Consider the following 14,957-nt stretch of genomic DNA (forward strand, 5'->3'; position numbering starts at 1 on the left):
CAGATCCCGGCGTGACAATCTCTCGTCACCGGGCTCTTCTCATCAAGTCATCCAGCACACGGTGTCCCACTCCCAATGGGCAAACAGTCCGGGGTCGCGTTTCACGACCCCGTTCCACCATGCCAGGGCTCTGTTGAACGACCGAAGCCGCTTGTACTTCTTGCGCACCCACCGCAGCAGGTAGGCATTGATACGGCGGAGAAGCGGTCTCAACGCGGTCGGGTAGAACCGTCCGTAGTAGTTGAGCCACCCGCGCACAGTCTGATTGACCCACGCCGCGAGTTCGTTCAGTGACAGTGTCGTCCATCGAGGCAGCCGCCAGCTGTGCACGGCGCGATTCATCTTGATCATCGCGTCTTTGCTGACGGCCGGGAGGAAGCCGCTGAAAATGCCTCCGTCCGCGCCCCGAGCTGAGCGCCGCTGGAACGTGTAGCCAAGGAACGTGAACGAGGTGTGCTCGTGCGAGTCCTCCCGCCCGTCCTGCTGGCAGTATACGATCCTGCTCTTGTCGGGATGCAGTTGCAGCCCGCACTCGCCCAACCGGACAGCGATCCGCCGACCCACATAACTGGCCTGCTTCTCACTGAAGCAGTGGACCACAATGTCATCACAAAACCGCTCGAACGCCAGGCTCGGGAACTCCCGGGCCATCCACACGTCGAACGCATAATGGAGAAAGAGATTCGCGAGCAACGGCGAAATCGCCGACCCCTGCGGGGTCCCACGATCCCGCCGCTCCAAGGTACCGTCGGGATGCTGCACCGGTGCGACAAGCCACCGTTTTACGTACAGCACTACCCACTTCCTGTCGGTGTTCGCCTCCACCGCTTTGACGATGAGGTCATGGGGAACGTTGTCGAAGAACCCTTGGATGTCAATCTCAAACACCCACGGGTGCGTGAAACAACGCTCCCGGCACGCCGCGACCGCGTCCAGCGGCGACCGTCCGGGCCGGTAGCCGTAGGAATTCGGGTGAAACTTGGACTCCACCACTTTTTCCAGTTCCGCAGCCACCACCGTCTGTGCCACCCTATCCGCAACCGTGGGCACGCCGAGCCTGCGCACGCCCCGGCCATGCGGTTTCGGTACCTCGACTAGCTTCACCGGAGGTGGAAAGTACGATCCCGAAGACATCCGATTCCACGTCACGTACAGCCTGTTCCGCAGATCGGACTCGAAGTCCTCGATCGTGCGGCCGTCCACCCCCGGCCCACCCTGGTTCGCTTTCACCTTCCTGAACGCTTCCACCACCGCCTGCTTCGGGATCGCAAACGGCTTGTCCTTCGACTTTGGCTCCTTCACCGCACTCCTCCCGACCATCGGGCCGGTTGATCACAGACGAAGTTCCACGATGAGCCGCCCCCTTGGCTCCAGACCCATTACAGGTCCTTCACAGCTACTACGAGGCGGTCCGCCAGCGGGCGAGGCGACGGTACTCAACCCCTCACGGATCTGCCGTTCGGGACGCTCCCTCTCGCCCGGCCACCCGAGCCAGGCCGTATCTCCGCCCGCCTTCCAACGTTCCCTGCAAGAGCCGCAGGTCAGGTTCACGCCGCTTCTATGCCGGACACCGCCTGGCCAACACATGGGCACCCGCCAGACTCATCCCGAGCTCTGGAACCCAGCCCGGTTCTGATGCCACTTTTAAAATCTCGACACGTCGGACAGCAGTCGTCTCCCTGACCCCCACCTGACGCCTCACGTGCGCCTTTTCCACATCGCTCACCACGACGGTCTTCAGCCAACGCAGCATGTGGTGGTTTGAGACCATCCCCCATAAGACAATCTCGGAGGGCCAACAATCCCCCATCTCTCACAGAGCACTGCTTCGATCCAGTGACTACCTACCAATCATCCTTCTCTCAGCATTCGTTGCGCACATTCCAGATCCTGTACAGATTGTTTTTCAGATCCTTCTCGAAATCCTCAACCGACTGCCCATCCACCCCCGGCGCACCCTTATTGGCCTTGACTCTCCGGTACGCCTCCCACACCAGACCCTTCKAAATTTGAAACGGCTTTTCTTTCGGCCTTGATGGTTCCACTCGATCCCTCCCAGCACGCTGGTTGCCCGAACAAACCACCACGGATGAGCCGGCCTCTTCACTCCACCCCCATTACAGCGGCTTCGTCGCTACTACAGGCCGGTCCGTCGGCGAGCGCCGCGACAGTACTCAACGCCTCCAGTTTCTGCTGTACGGCGCGCTCCCTCTCGCCATCCGACACCCACCCGGACGGCAGTGTCGGCGCTCGCCTTCCCACGTTCCGTGTAGAAGCCGCAGACCGGACTCACGTCGCCTTCATGCCGAGCACCATCTGGCCAGAAAATGGGACACCCACCAGACTCCTCCCGAGACCGGTTCTATAGCATCGGTTCCGATGCCACCTATTCAAATAACGACACGTCGTCAGCGATTCGCTTGCGCTCGTCTCCCCGGTCCCCACCTGACGCACTCGCGGCACGCATTTTCCCCAACGCTCACCACAACAGTCTTCAGCTAATGCAGCCTGGGGCGGTTTGAAGCCTCCCCCCATCGGGCGGCTCCGAGGGGCCTCAAATCCCTCATCATCCACACAGCACCGCGTCGCGCAAGACCTCCTACCTCAGTTCGGCCTCACTCTCCGCGCTCGTGGCGCACAGAACCGTTTGATCTTGGTTCAAGGTCCCGAAATCGCCGTACGCCCGGTCTCCACGAGGCCCCTGACTAGGGGCGATGCCCAGTGAGCGCCCGGCCATCAACCTCGCCAGCCGGATCGAACACACGTTCCGTAGACCTGGCGGGTCCAAACGGCACTGCCCGCATGGTGACCGTGATCGTCGGAACCGTCGTCGGACTCAACTTCCTCTTCGGGCTGGGCAACGTCGCCACACTCGGCATTCGCCTGGGGGTCCCGACCTACGTCGCGATCCTCGTGGCACCCGCAGTCGACCTCTCCGTCATCGGACTCCTCCTCGGCGCACGCCACCTCACCCTGCACGGCGGGCCCGCCGACGTCATTCGCACCGCACGACACCTACTGATCTTCGCCAGCGCTGTGACCCTCGCCCTCAACATCGCCGAACCCCTCATCTCCGGTCATTACGGCAGAGCAGCCTTCGACGCCGTCGGCCCACTTCTCCTTATTGGATGGGCAGAAGTCGGACCCGGCCTCCTCCACGCCATCCAAAGCACCACACCACCCCGGAGCCTCTACCCCTCAGCCGAAGCCAAGGAGGCCGACCAGCCTCAGACATCGGTAACGCCACCGCCGATCACCCAAAGCCGACAGAAACCAGCCGACGCCACATCACGGCAGACCCAGCGGGACGCACGCCAGCAGGACCTACTCCACCGCGCCCGCGCCGAAGACGTCCTCCACTGGCAACACCACCACCGCCCCATCTCCGCCGAAACGCTCCGCAAGCGACTTAACGTCGGCGCGGGCACCGCACGCAACCTCGTCGCTCAGCTGCGCCGAGACACCGGAGCCGCCGTCGATGACCGGTCACGACAGTCACCGGCCTCGTGACGGAAAAGGCGACGCGACGCCACCTTCCCAGACAGGCAATCAGACACATTCGAACATCCACATGAACCGTGCAAGCCGTATCAGGTAGTGAAGGGCGAGCCTAGCCTGGGGTGGCTTCTTGATCGGGGGCGTTCGGCGGGTGTGGTCTGCAGCCAGCGAATCCGCAGGTTGAGCCCGCCTGCTCACCCGACCCGACACCCTCACCGACAGCCAGCGCGACCCACTCGACGAAATAACCATCGCTCGCCCGGAAGTGATCGCTATCGCCGGGCCTCGTCCGCGGCTTCGCGGAGCTTCTCCAGCCCGCTGATGGCATACGCCGACCGGCTCGGCTAGTGGATCATCTGTGCCCGTGCCGCGCGCCTGCCTCACCCGCGTTCCTTCACCCGCGGTCTCGATCTCGACCGCGCGGCCGTCGACGCTGCTCTCACCCTGGCCCACCAGAACGGAGGAACCGAATGCGTGAACGCCAAAACCAAACGGATCAAGCGCAAGATGCACGGCCGGGCCGGTTCGCCCTGCTCCGACACGGATCTTGCCCGGTTAACACTCCGTCACCACCGAAAGTAGGCCACAACCCTGTGTATCCTCGGTGTGGCCAACCGGCAGGCCCAGGCTGCCGGCCTGCCGACCGCTCTGCGGATCCGGCTCAATCTGATGGCCTCGCCGGCCGGGCCGACCGCGGCGGTCCTAGGCTGAGCTTCAATGCAACGGTTTTGAACATCGGACGATCACGCGGTTGCGACCAGTCTCTTTGGCCGTGTACAGCGCCTGGTCAGCACGGTAAAGGAAGTCGGCCAGGTTGGCGTCGTCGGGAGCCGCGGGCGTAAGGCCGATGCTGAGATGGACCGTGAGCGGTCCGGCCGCGGTCTCGATGGGGCTCTCCGCGACCGCGCGTCGTAGGCGATCTGCCCGCTTCTCGGCTACCGGAAGTGGTCCAAGCAGCAACGCTGCAAATTCCTCGCCCCCGACTCGACCTACGAGGTCTTTCTCACACAGGCTGGTCCGAATGCGACGAGCAACGCCGGTGAGCACCTCATCGCCGACAGAGTGTCCGTATCCGTCATTGACTTTCTTGAAGTAGTCGATATCAATCATCGCCGCATTAGTCGGCTCTCCGGCAGCGATGCGCCGGGCGAGAGCGCGCGTCGCCTGTTCGAAGAACTGGCGCCTGTTGGCGAGTCCGGTCAGCGGATCCGTCGCTGCATTACAACGCAACTCCTCGACCAGCTGGGCATTTTCATACGCGACTGCAGTCTGGTCGATAACGGTATGCGCAATCTGAACCCGGGTGTCACCGTAGAAGTCCGGAAAGCCGGACGCGAGGACAAAGACGATCTGACCACGACAGTAGAAGGGGAGCGGTATGATCAGGAAGCTTCTCGCCTCGGATCTTTGGCCAGGCAGCGGCGCGCTGTTGCCATCGACCACCGTCACCTCGCCGCCGGACAACGCCTCCGCCAACGGCCCTTCTCCGGGATGCGCAAAGACCACGCCGGCGGCTCGACTGTCCACATTTCCATGGGTCGAGTCGACCCGGAGTCCGTCGGCGACGGGCTTCAGGATCCAGGCGGCATCGAAAGGGAGAATCTGGCGGGCCGCGGTCAGGACCCGGCCAGGTATTTCGGTCACGTCCAGCGTCGCGGCGGCCCGCGCTGTGACGAGGCGCAGGGCCTCGGCGAGTTCCCGCTGGGTTCTCTCGGCCGCGACGAGAGATTCGAGCCGAACCTTCTCGGCACTCTGAAGGGAGACACCGACCTGTTTCGCTAAAACCACAAGGATCTCGGCGTCCTCGTTCGTGAACAGACCTCGGGCGACCCTGCTGTCAACATACACGACACCGACCCGCTGGTCGTCGATAGGGACAGGAGCGGCGATAATGCTACGTAGCACGTGTTGGACACCGCTATAGGAGACCAAGGCAGCGATCTCGTCTGAGCCTGTAGCTACCAACGGTCGTTGCTGATCTCGTACGCGTTCAGCAACCTCCGTCGCGAAACGCTGGAGCTCGCCACGATAGTCGTCATCGCGCTCGCCAGACTCACGAGCGCGACCCGCATAAAGCCGAAGGCCGCCCGGCCCAGGAGCACCGTGCGCGGCCTCCGGCAGGAAGAGCAAGGCACGCTCAGCACCCAGAATCGCGATGATTTCATCGAGCGCCACGACGGCGACACGTTGCGGCGCCGTTTGTTGGCCCGCAGCCGCGCTCACTCGAAGAACCGCGTCAAGGCGACGCCGATAGCGGCTCGCCGCGACCTTCGGCTGCGTTCCCACCGGTTCCCTGGGCGAGGCCTGCTGCCCGAGGCGCGGAAACTCACGGAGCACCCGGCGCTCACGGCCAACCCATCCACGGCGCCGGGCAAACTCGAGAGCCAGGTCCGCCTCGGTCTCCGCACCGTCTATCTCGCCGGCGGCGCGAAGGCATCGAGCACGCTCGAGGATCGCATCGAAGCGGACACGTGGCAGGTCGAGGTCCCGTGCCATCCCTTCCGCGACGTGGATTGCCTCCAGCGCCGCGCGATCATCATTGGCGAGCTCGCGCTCCACTGCTCGCAGCACCTTCAGGTCCGCGGCATATGGCGGGTAGGCCCCGGCCCAGCGCGCTTCACGCAAAGCGCGCCTCGCTGCCTGACAACGCTTGGTCCGCTCGAGACCCGGTGGCGCGGCACGCGCCTGCTCCAGGCGACCCCGAGCCTTCGCAACCCAGAAGTACCGAAACGACTTGGGTACCTGGCGGGGACGAAACCCGATGGCGTCCCCGGCGGCGACCGCGGCGTCGAATACGTGCCCAAACTCGCCGTCCTCGATCTCGGACTCAGCGACATCGCCACAGATGACATGACGGCGAAGGCGTTCAGCTGCTGGTTCTTCATCGAGTGCGGCAAGGCCCGGATCGGGAATCGGCGGGAAACCGAGGATCCGAGCAAGCCTAGCCCTAACTATCGCAAGATCACCCCGAAGCATCTCGTCTCCCGGGTTTCCTGACTGAGTCTCGCAGGCATCCCACGCCTCCCGGAACAGCCCTCGTTGCAGGCGACTACGAATCAAGTGGCTTTTGCTATTGGCGTAATGCGCCGTCTCTATCCATCTCCGCTCACTGGACAGGCACTCGGTAAATACATCCTCCGCCTCACTGTTCCGGCCGCCGAGCAGCAACGCGCCACCGATGTAGAGGTCTATCGTCGCCCGCAACACGGGGTCGTTACTCTGCTCCGCGAACGTCCGTAGCCGGCAGATGGTCCTTTCCACGGGCCGTCCTCGACCGAACTCCGTCATGRGAAATAGAGAAAAGACGCGTGAACGTAGGTACGCGTCCCCACTACCAAGCCGTCGGCGAGGTGTGACAGCGGACATCATGAACGCCAGCGCCGATCCCATCCGCCCGCGAGACCATTCAGCCTGAGCACCGACGTCGTAGAGGCGACATCGCAACTGGTCGAGTTTTCTTTTGTCGCCGGCGACGCGACCGTAGCCGGTCCAGCTCCACCGACAGGCTGTTCCGACCAGTAGTCGTGTCACACTGACCGCCGCCATCTCCAGCGGGTTGTCTGGTAGCCGTCGGCCGATCTCCAACAGGCCTCGGTGCACGTACTCACACGCCGCCGCAGTATGAAACCCAGCCGCCTCGACCCGGGCCAGCTCAAGATAGATCGACGCACGCCGAAGCGCCTCATGCTGCCCGCCGAGGGCGCGCAGGAAGTGGGCCCGGGCCTCGCTGGCATGGACCGTTCGGGCGCACGCGACAGCGAAGCCCTCCTCGAAGTCGGCGCCCGGTTCAAGGCCGGCCTCGAGCGCGGCCGCCAGGGCGGCCTCATAGAAGTCGAACGCATCGTAGGGAGCCGCGGCGGCCAGCGCCTCCGTGGCGGCGGCAGCCACCAGCCGGAACCGGCGCGGCGGATCTAGCTCTCCGGCGATAGCGTGCCGCGCGGCCTCGTATGGTCCGCGGCGCCCAAGCGCGCTATCGGAGTCAAGAACATCGACGACACGTCGATGGATGGTTCTCCGTAGCGGCATGGCCATGGTCGACACCAGCGCCTCGTGGACACAGTCATGAACGAACGACCACGTATCGTCCCCATTGGGCACGGCGAGTTGGTGCGCCTCAGCCTCACTCATGAGCTTCGTCACCAAGGCAGGTGAACTGGCGCTCACGGCGGCCAGGAGACCAAGGCTGAAACGTCGGCCGATCACTGCGGCCACACCCAGAATCGACCGAGCTCTAGGGCTGAGAGCGTCCGCTCGCCGGCGAATCAGGTCGAGGACCRTCACCGGCAGCGGGAGGGATTCGAGCTCGGACCTGTCGAGCGCAAAGTGCCCCCAGTCGGGGCGAACCAGCCCCGCGTCAATCACCGCCTGCACGTACGAGACTACAGCTAGCGGATTTCCCGACGAACGGACAGCTACCTCGCGTGCGAAGTTCTCGTCAGTGATCTCGCCGAGATAGGCTCGGATCAGCGCAGAAACCTCATCACCGGTCAGTGAATTCAGAGCGATTTCCCAGCTTCTCGCGAGCCCAGTTGCAAGGCGCAACGAAGGGTCGCGTGTGGTGTTGACGATCAGCAGACGCGATGCATAGGCAGACGCCGCTAGGCTCTCGAGGACCGCCCGGTCACCGGACGAGAGCCAATGAGCGTCGTCAACCCAGATGAGCATTCCGCCCGAGAGCGCCGCCAACCGGCCGAGAAGCCCGACCACAGCTGCTCGGAAACGCAACTCGTCGGCCTCTGGCTCGGGCGTTCGCGGTGCCTCCAGGTTCAAGGCGCGGTCCAGGAGGGGGTGCAGCCTGGACAGGCGGACGGTGTCCTTGCCAGCGGCTGCCACGACTCGGTCGAGCAGTTCCCGCCGTCGCGGCTCAGTGACGAAGGACAAATCCCGAAGGTGCCCACCGATCAGATCGCGTAACAGGGCGAACGGAACGGAAGCCTGGGGCGCGCATCGACCGCGCAGCACCGGGCGTCCAGCCATCAGGCTGGGCGTGGTGGCCAACTCCTGAACGAGCTGGGTCTTACCCGCGCCGGCCTCGCCGATCACGGTGACAACGCCACCCTTGCCGGCGAGACAGTCGGACCAGGCTCGCCGAAGCAGAGCGCGGGGGTGCTGTCGTCCGACCGTCGTCTTGGTCATCCAGGACGCTTCACCCGCCGCGGACGGACACAGGGACTTCCTTACTGGGCCCGAGGCGAGCGGGAGGAGTGCTGAGGCGACGTCCCTGGCTGACGGGTACCTGTCGTCCGGGTCCTTGGACAGCAGTCGGGCAACCACGCCCGCCAGCTCCTCGGTCACGTCAGTCCGCAAGCAGACCAGGGACTTGGGAGCCGCGACAGCGTGCAGCCGCATGAGTTCCGCGGCGTCAGTGGCCTCGAACGGCGGTGCCCCGGCCAGGCAGTGATATAGGACCGCGCCGAGCGCATAGAGATCGGTACGCGCGTCGACTTCCCGGTGCAACATTCCGGTCTGCTCAGGAGCGGAGTAAAGAAGAGTACCTACCGCCGTTTCGTCCGCCAACCGCCCAGCTTTGACCATCAGGCCGAAGTCCAGCAGCATCACCCGCCCGCTAGGACGGATGATGATGTTCATCGGCGTTACGCCCTGGTGCACGAGACCTCGCCGATGCGCCTCATGCAACGCTGAGGCGAGGTCGAGCGCGATTCGGGTCGTCTCGCCGACACCGAGCGGGTGCGATCGAATTCGCGACTCCAAGGAGTCGCCCTCGACGAGATCTGTGATGAGGTACGGAAACCCAGACGCCCGGCCCGCCGCCCACACATGCGATATATTGGGGTGGTTTATGCAAGCGAGAACTGTTGCTTCCCGCGCGAACGAGCGCATTGCGCCCTTATCGTCCGCAACCTGTCGGAGTGGCATTTTTAGCGCATATTGTCGACCCGCTCGCTCAGCCCGATAGACGATGGAATTCGAGCCACGCCTCAACTCCTCACCAAGTACTACGCCTGGTATCGTGATCCGACTCATGAATCTCGCCCTTACCTCCCGCCCGCGACCTCCTCTACCCTCTCAGGAACTTACGATACGGCGACACAAAATAGAGCGCCTGCCGATCTTTCATCCGCCCGCATCGGGCGACCAAATGCAACGAATCGGAGTAAATGGGCTGCTCTCGAATGGAGTTCGGATTCCATCACGCGATGGGCATGCGTCACCGAGTGATAGATCGCTGCCGCCTCGTCCACGGGTACCCGTCTCGGAGTTCCACCGGTTCCGGTCCCACGGAGGTGATCGTGGTACGTCCGGCTCACACGACCACACTGCCAGCGACGCACGTATCGCTGACCGCCACATTCCGATCCACCGGTTCATCCCTGTCTCTACTGTCGAGGTGTCCGGCGGGTTCGCTCCACCTGGTTGTTGCCGCTGGTGGCCACTGTCCGTAGTGCGGCCCGCCGGACCTCAAGGTCCGGCCGGCGTGGCTTGAGAGGAACGCGGCGTCGCCCCTGACAGGGATATGCCCGCCGACCGGCCCGTGCCCCTCTTCGACGAAGGAGACACGATTCATGGTCACTCTCGGGGTCGACGCGCACAAGCGCACCCACACCATCGTCGTCGTCGACGACCACGGCCGGAAGCTCGCCGAGCGCACGATCGGGACCGTGACAAAGGATCATCTCGGCCTGCTGCGTTGGGCGCGGACACTCGGTGATGGCCGGCGGTCTGGGCGGTCGAGGACTGCCGGCATCTGTCTCGACGGTTGGAGCGGGACCTGCTGACGGCCGGCGAGTCGATCGTGCGCGTCCCCCCGAAGCTGATGGCAGCGAGCCGGAACACGGCCCGCACGTACGGCAAGTCCGATCCGATCGATGCTCTCGCGGTCGCACGGGCCGCCCTGCGCGAGCCCGACCTCCCCGTCGCCCGACTTGACGGCCCGGACCGTGAGGTCCGGCTCCTGGTCGATCACCGAGAATCCCTGGTCGCGGAACGCACTCGGATCATCTGCCGACTGCGCTGGCATTTCCATGAGCTCGACCCGTCCTGGGAACCGAACGCCCGCGCCCTGGACCGCTCCTCGGCCTACGACACGATCGAGGTGCGCCTCGCCGACCACCACGGCGTCGTGGCCCGCCTCGCCCGCACGCTGGTCGGCCGCTGCCGTGATCTCACGCTCGAGATCGACCAGCTCACCACCGAGATCACCGAGCTCGTGGAGCGTCTCGCGCCGTCGCTGATCGCTATCCCGGGATGCGGCGCACTGACCGCGGCGAAGATCCTGGGTGAGACCGCGGGCGTCGACCGTTTCCGGTCGAAGGATGCCTACGCCCGGCATAGCTGCACCGCGCCGCTACCGGTCCGGTCATCGAACAAGGCCCGGCACCGGCTCAGCCGCACCGGTAACCGCCAGCTCAACGCCGCGCTTCACCGCATCGCGATGACCCAAGCCCGCTGGCATCCACCCGCCACAGCGATGATGGCGCGATGCAAAGACAGCGGCGACAGCGGTCGCGAGGCCCTGCGCGTCCTCAAACGACGCCTCTCCGACGTCGTCTCCGCAGCGCTACGAGCCGACGACCCCACCCCAGCCAAACCCGCCGCTGCTTGACAGAAGAGCTAGGGACACTCTGTACTCGCGTTGGTCGCCCACGCCTTCCTCACGATCCTCGCGGCCGACCAACGCGACCGGCCCTACGACGACGGGCTGCTACCCCTGACCGTCAACGAGACCCGACGCCTGTTTCTCGCCGTTATCGCCCGACCCACAGCCGCGCTCGATCACATCCTGCGCTGGTCCCGGTGGCGAAGCCGCCACCGGGCCAACGTCAGAGCCATCCACTACCGACGCCGCAACCACCAACTCAACTGATCGCAAAAAATCGGCTGCCGTACTACCCCGATGAGGATCTCCATGATCTGCTCAACGCCTTGATAGACCAGCGTCGTGAGCAGACCGTCGCGGTTGCCGAAGTAGCGACGCATGCGGCGGACTGATACCCACGTCGCGCGCGACGTGGTCCATCGAGGCGCCGAAGCTATGCGAGGAGATATACGACGCGGATGCACTCAGAAGCTGCATTCTACGTCGGATCGGCAGCATCCTCTACGGGGTTACCTCGCGTGTCACCACACCGGGCTATATCAGTCGGCGACCACCGGAAGGCTCACGCTGATGTTGCATAGCTCCACCGGGCCCGTGAGTAGAGTACTCGTGCCGGTAAAGATATCCTGATTGGGTGACGCCATCAAGAACAGGCTCTGCCCGGCCGGAACGTCGACTGCGACGCTAGGCAGCTCAAGATCTCGCACCTCCCCGGTCACCACACGGCGTTCCCGTAGTGGAAGCATGTTGTTCTGCACGATCTTCGCATCCAAAACCGATGTGCCCACTGCCAGAGCATAGAACGCGAAGGAGTCTGGGATCACCGTGGTGACTGACGCATGAACAGTCGATCGTCCCGCGATCGTCAACGGGCCGTCCGCGATCTTTACCACCTGGGCGCTTCCTCCAAGTTGCGTGCCCAGACCCGCTGACACGGGCATTGTGACGCTGGGCGTGATTGACTTGACGGTCTGGCAGCGGCCCGCCGCCGTAGCGAGATGAATCTTGCCGAAGCCGGACAAGCCCGTGTCGACGCCCTTCAGCTCCTGCAACATAAATCTGACCACCAGCTTGCCGTAGCCGTCGCTACCGAGCATCGTGCTGCAAGGATCCCCCGTTACGCCGATTCCCATCGGTCGCACAGCCGGCATCGCATGTCCGCCATTAAACCCGATAAAGATGCTGTTGCGCCTGGCTTTGTCGGTGAGCGCTTTGTCCCACGCCTGTAGACCTTGCTGAAGGGGAAAAAGGTTGTCTGTGGCTCCGGAGACGATCACCATTGGCACGTCGATCTGCAATCCGTGCTGCACTTGCCAGGCGGCGCCGCTGCGTGCAGCATACGCCTGCATGTCAATCGTGCCGGGAATGGACCCGTCCGGCCATTTACCCGTCGTGCTGCCCAGGAGAAACGACGCGCCAGCGGCCGGCTCCATGTTGATCCCACCGAGCACCCCGAGCAGGGTTGCCCACCGGGTGCGTACGAGCCCGGCTGGCGCCAGACTTTCATTGAGGTCGTACCAGGTGCTGTCCGGTGCCATCGCATCGATGACGGTCGAGCCTGTGGCACGGATCTGCTCGAAAGCCGCGAGAAACTGGTAGCTGCCGCCGTAGCTTCCTCCGATGGTCCCCACACGCGGGTCGCTTGGCCCGTCCAGCTGAACCCAAGGCAACGCTGAGACGGCGAGCAGGAGGCGCTGCAGGTCCTGYCCCTCGAAGTCCGGATCCTGAAGGTGCGCGGAACCGCCGCTCTCGCCGTGCCCCCGCTGGTCGAAGCTGATCACACCGATGCCTTCGTCGAGGTAGTCAGTGAAATAGGCCGGATCCTTGACGCGCGCGCCTCCCCATCCATGACTCTGGAGCACGACCGGCACAGGGTGCACGGCATCCGCACCCGCTGGCTGGAACGCCGTGTAGCAGATGCGAACCGGTGTGCTACTGACCCGCTCCGGCACGCTACTTAAGCACTCATTCGTGATGCTCGGTGAATCATCGCCGGATACGGCGACAGCCAAACCTTTCCCTCCGAACAGAAAGGAGGTGGACAGTCCGACCAGGATGATCCCAGCGCACAGATTCTTCCACGTTGAATTCATGGGGAGAGGTTACTGTGAAGTTCGCAATAAGGCAATCAGCTGCGCCGAGACATGAACTACGGCGACGCTGCGGGGCAAGTCGGCATAGGATCGGCTGACCGCTGCTGCCATCATGGTCACGTCACGGCCAGTGCTTCAGTGGGTGGGAGTTTGGATGCGCGGGTGGCGGGGTGAAGGCCGGCGATGACCGAGGGTGGCGCCGAGGCCAAGTGCCATGTGGCCCAGGACGGGATGACGGTGGGCCAATCTTGAATGTTCGCGTACAGGGTGGTGACGGCGATTCCGAGAAACAGCCCACCGATGCCGCCGATAGCCGGCAGCAGGAGCGCTTCCGTGAGGAACTCGCTGCGCATGTGGGATCGGGTGGCGCAGAGGGAGCAGCGCAGCCCGATCTCACCGCGACGTTCGAGGACGGAGATGAGCACGGTGTTGGCGACGCCGATCCCGCCGACCAGGAGTGCCACGGACCCGAGTCCAAGAATTAGGGCGTTGAGGGCCGTGCCGGCGGCGTTCTGTGCGGGCGGCTCTGGCTCACTTTCGGTGATTACTCTGTGTTAGACGAGCAGGATGCGGTGACCGAGGAAGGGTGAGCCTGCTCGGCCGTGCATCTGACGCATATCCGTTTAGATTTGGTTTTCACGCCTTCGGCGCCGTCGTTGTGGTGGGGCAGGGTGAGGGCGGCATCGGCGGCCGTGCGCTCGATGTCGCGTCCGCAGGTGAAGGAATGCAGGTGAGGCAGGTCGGCGGCACGAGCCGTGGTGATCCACTCATCGAGTCGGTCGGCGTTGCCGTCGGCGGGGGCGGAGGAGGCCGGCGAAGCCGCGGACGGATCCAGCGCCAGACCGCGATCACGCCGGAGCCCTGGCCCAGCGTGCCGACCGGGCCGCACCGGCGGAATCTGGGGCACAGGGTACAGGTTCATTCCGGAAAGGAACCGACCGGTAGCCGTAGCGTTGACGCACCGTCGGCATGTTTGATCACGTGACGATTCGAATAGAGTTCGGTCGCAGTGAGCGGGTTATTTTCTGTGCCGGGATTGCGCGCGTACTGAGGGAAAGATCCGCCGGCAACGATCAGCCGCAGACGATGCCCTCGCGCGAATATATGCGCGGTGTCGTTTAGGCAGAGATCGATAGGAAACTCGCCGCGTTGGGCACGCCAGTACCCCTCGCACACCCCGCGCGAACGCCCGCTTGGGTCGACGTCACTCAGCCGCACGAAAAGGTCCGCATCGGGACGATCTGAACGGTGCGCTAGCGTAACGACCGGAGCACCGAGCACAACCAGTTCGGTGTTGAATGGGCTTGTGTCATAGACCAGCACATCGGGCCGGCCGACGTATGCGGAGTCGTTGCGGTATCCGCCCTTTCTGATGAGATTTCCGCCGATGGTCGGGGTCGGATCCGCTGGGTCATAGACGAACTCCGATGCGGTGGCATCGCTACCCGGTGGATGTCTTTCAAGGCGCGCGCCCGGGTGCAGGTGCCAGGTTCTTTTTTCTCCGTGGGGTGGCCACTCCGGCAGCTCGATCCACCTCCTCAATGGCCCCACCTGCACTCTAACGCACGCTCCGCGCGCTCCGCTGCCACCCAAGTACTCTTCCAGCCAATGGAGGCTTTCTCGTACGATTGTGCCGCCACCGCGGAGAAGGATATCGGCATGCACCCATGCGCCAACCGTCAGCGCCACGTCGACGCCACGCGCATGCAGACGTCGATACTGTTCCATGGACTGTGACAGGAAAATGTCCTGCCACCCGGCAATCACCAGGGTGGGCACCATCGACGTCTCGAGTGCCGCAGCGTGCC

Annotated in this window: 8 protein-coding genes and 4 pseudogenes; 5 read left to right on the forward strand and 7 right to left on the reverse strand. The window is 64.1% G+C overall.

Annotated elements, in window-relative coordinates; all coding sequences use genetic code 11:
* Positions 1 to 42: 42 nt before the first annotated feature.
* The gene (gene ltrA / locus CcI49_RS29505; RefSeq protein WP_241840300.1) at positions 43 to 1,302 is read right to left on the reverse strand and encodes a group II intron reverse transcriptase/maturase; all 1,260 of its coding nucleotides are present in this window, start codon (positions 1,300 to 1,302) and stop codon (positions 43 to 45) included.
* A 578-nt stretch (positions 1,303 to 1,880) separates the two neighbouring features.
* Positions 1,881 to 2,045, reverse strand: a pseudogene (locus CcI49_RS44560) (group II intron reverse transcriptase/maturase); the annotation flags it as partial.
* Between the two features lie 676 nt (positions 2,046 to 2,721).
* Between CcI49_RS44560 and CcI49_RS29515 the strand changes: the two are divergent.
* A complete protein-coding gene (locus CcI49_RS29515; RefSeq protein ID WP_076831765.1) occupies positions 2,722 to 3,510 on the forward strand; it encodes a hypothetical protein in 789 nt (262 codons plus the stop codon).
* Between the two features lie 284 nt (positions 3,511 to 3,794).
* Positions 3,795 to 4,080, forward strand: a pseudogene (locus CcI49_RS43680) (hypothetical protein); the annotation flags it as partial.
* Positions 4,081 to 4,212: 132 nt separating this feature from the next.
* Here CcI49_RS43680 and CcI49_RS29525 read toward each other — a convergent pair.
* A complete protein-coding gene (locus CcI49_RS29525) occupies positions 4,213 to 9,483 on the reverse strand; it encodes a diguanylate cyclase (protein ID WP_076831768.1) in 5,271 nt (1,756 codons plus the stop codon).
* 539 nt (positions 9,484 to 10,022) lie between these two features.
* On the opposite strand from CcI49_RS29525, the gene CcI49_RS42740 reads away from it, so the two are divergent.
* From CcI49_RS42740 to CcI49_RS29535, 3 genes are read left to right on the forward strand one after another with little or no spacing between them, the layout of a single operon-like run.
* Positions 10,023 to 10,235, forward strand: a complete 213-nt coding sequence (locus tag CcI49_RS42740; protein WP_198955667.1) for a hypothetical protein — start codon at positions 10,023 to 10,025, stop codon at positions 10,233 to 10,235.
* Positions 10,217 to 11,062 (forward strand): transposase, encoded by an 846-nt coding sequence (locus CcI49_RS29530; protein ID WP_241840301.1) that lies wholly within the window; start codon positions 10,217 to 10,219, stop codon positions 11,060 to 11,062. Before CcI49_RS42740 ends, CcI49_RS29530 begins: the two co-directional genes overlap by 19 nt.
* A 30-nt stretch (positions 11,063 to 11,092) precedes the next feature.
* The gene (locus CcI49_RS29535; RefSeq protein WP_076831771.1) at positions 11,093 to 11,323 is read left to right on the forward strand and encodes a hypothetical protein; all 231 of its coding nucleotides are present in this window, start codon (positions 11,093 to 11,095) and stop codon (positions 11,321 to 11,323) included.
* Positions 11,324 to 11,595: 272 nt separating this feature from the next.
* Here CcI49_RS29535 and CcI49_RS29540 read toward each other — a convergent pair whose 3' ends face one another.
* From CcI49_RS29540 to CcI49_RS29555, 4 genes and pseudogenes are all read right to left on the reverse strand, one after another.
* On the reverse strand, positions 11,596 to 13,149 hold the full coding sequence (locus CcI49_RS29540) for an alpha/beta fold hydrolase (RefSeq protein WP_076831774.1): 1,554 nt from the start codon (positions 13,147 to 13,149) through the stop codon (positions 11,596 to 11,598).
* 116 nt (positions 13,150 to 13,265) lie between these two features.
* Positions 13,266 to 13,634: pseudogene (locus CcI49_RS29545) on the reverse strand (FtsX-like permease family protein); the annotation flags it as partial.
* A 69-nt stretch (positions 13,635 to 13,703) separates the two neighbouring features.
* Positions 13,704 to 13,939, reverse strand: a pseudogene (locus CcI49_RS43685) (ISL3 family transposase); the annotation flags it as partial.
* A 128-nt stretch (positions 13,940 to 14,067) separates the two neighbouring features.
* Positions 14,068 to 14,957, reverse strand: an 890-nt coding sequence (locus CcI49_RS29555) for a CocE/NonD family hydrolase (protein WP_131831240.1), incomplete at its 5' end; no start/stop codon positions are given.

The sequence above is a fragment of the Frankia sp. CcI49 genome, assembly GCF_001983215.1.
GTDB classification, from domain to species: Bacteria; Actinomycetota; Actinomycetes; order Frankiales; family Frankiaceae; genus Parafrankia; species Parafrankia irregularis.

Excerpts from the sequence above, each read along its gene's own strand:
- CcI49_RS42740 (WP_198955667.1), top strand. The coding sequence starts at position 10,023 with ATGGTCACTCTCGGGGTCGACGCGCACAAGCGCACCCACACCATCGTC.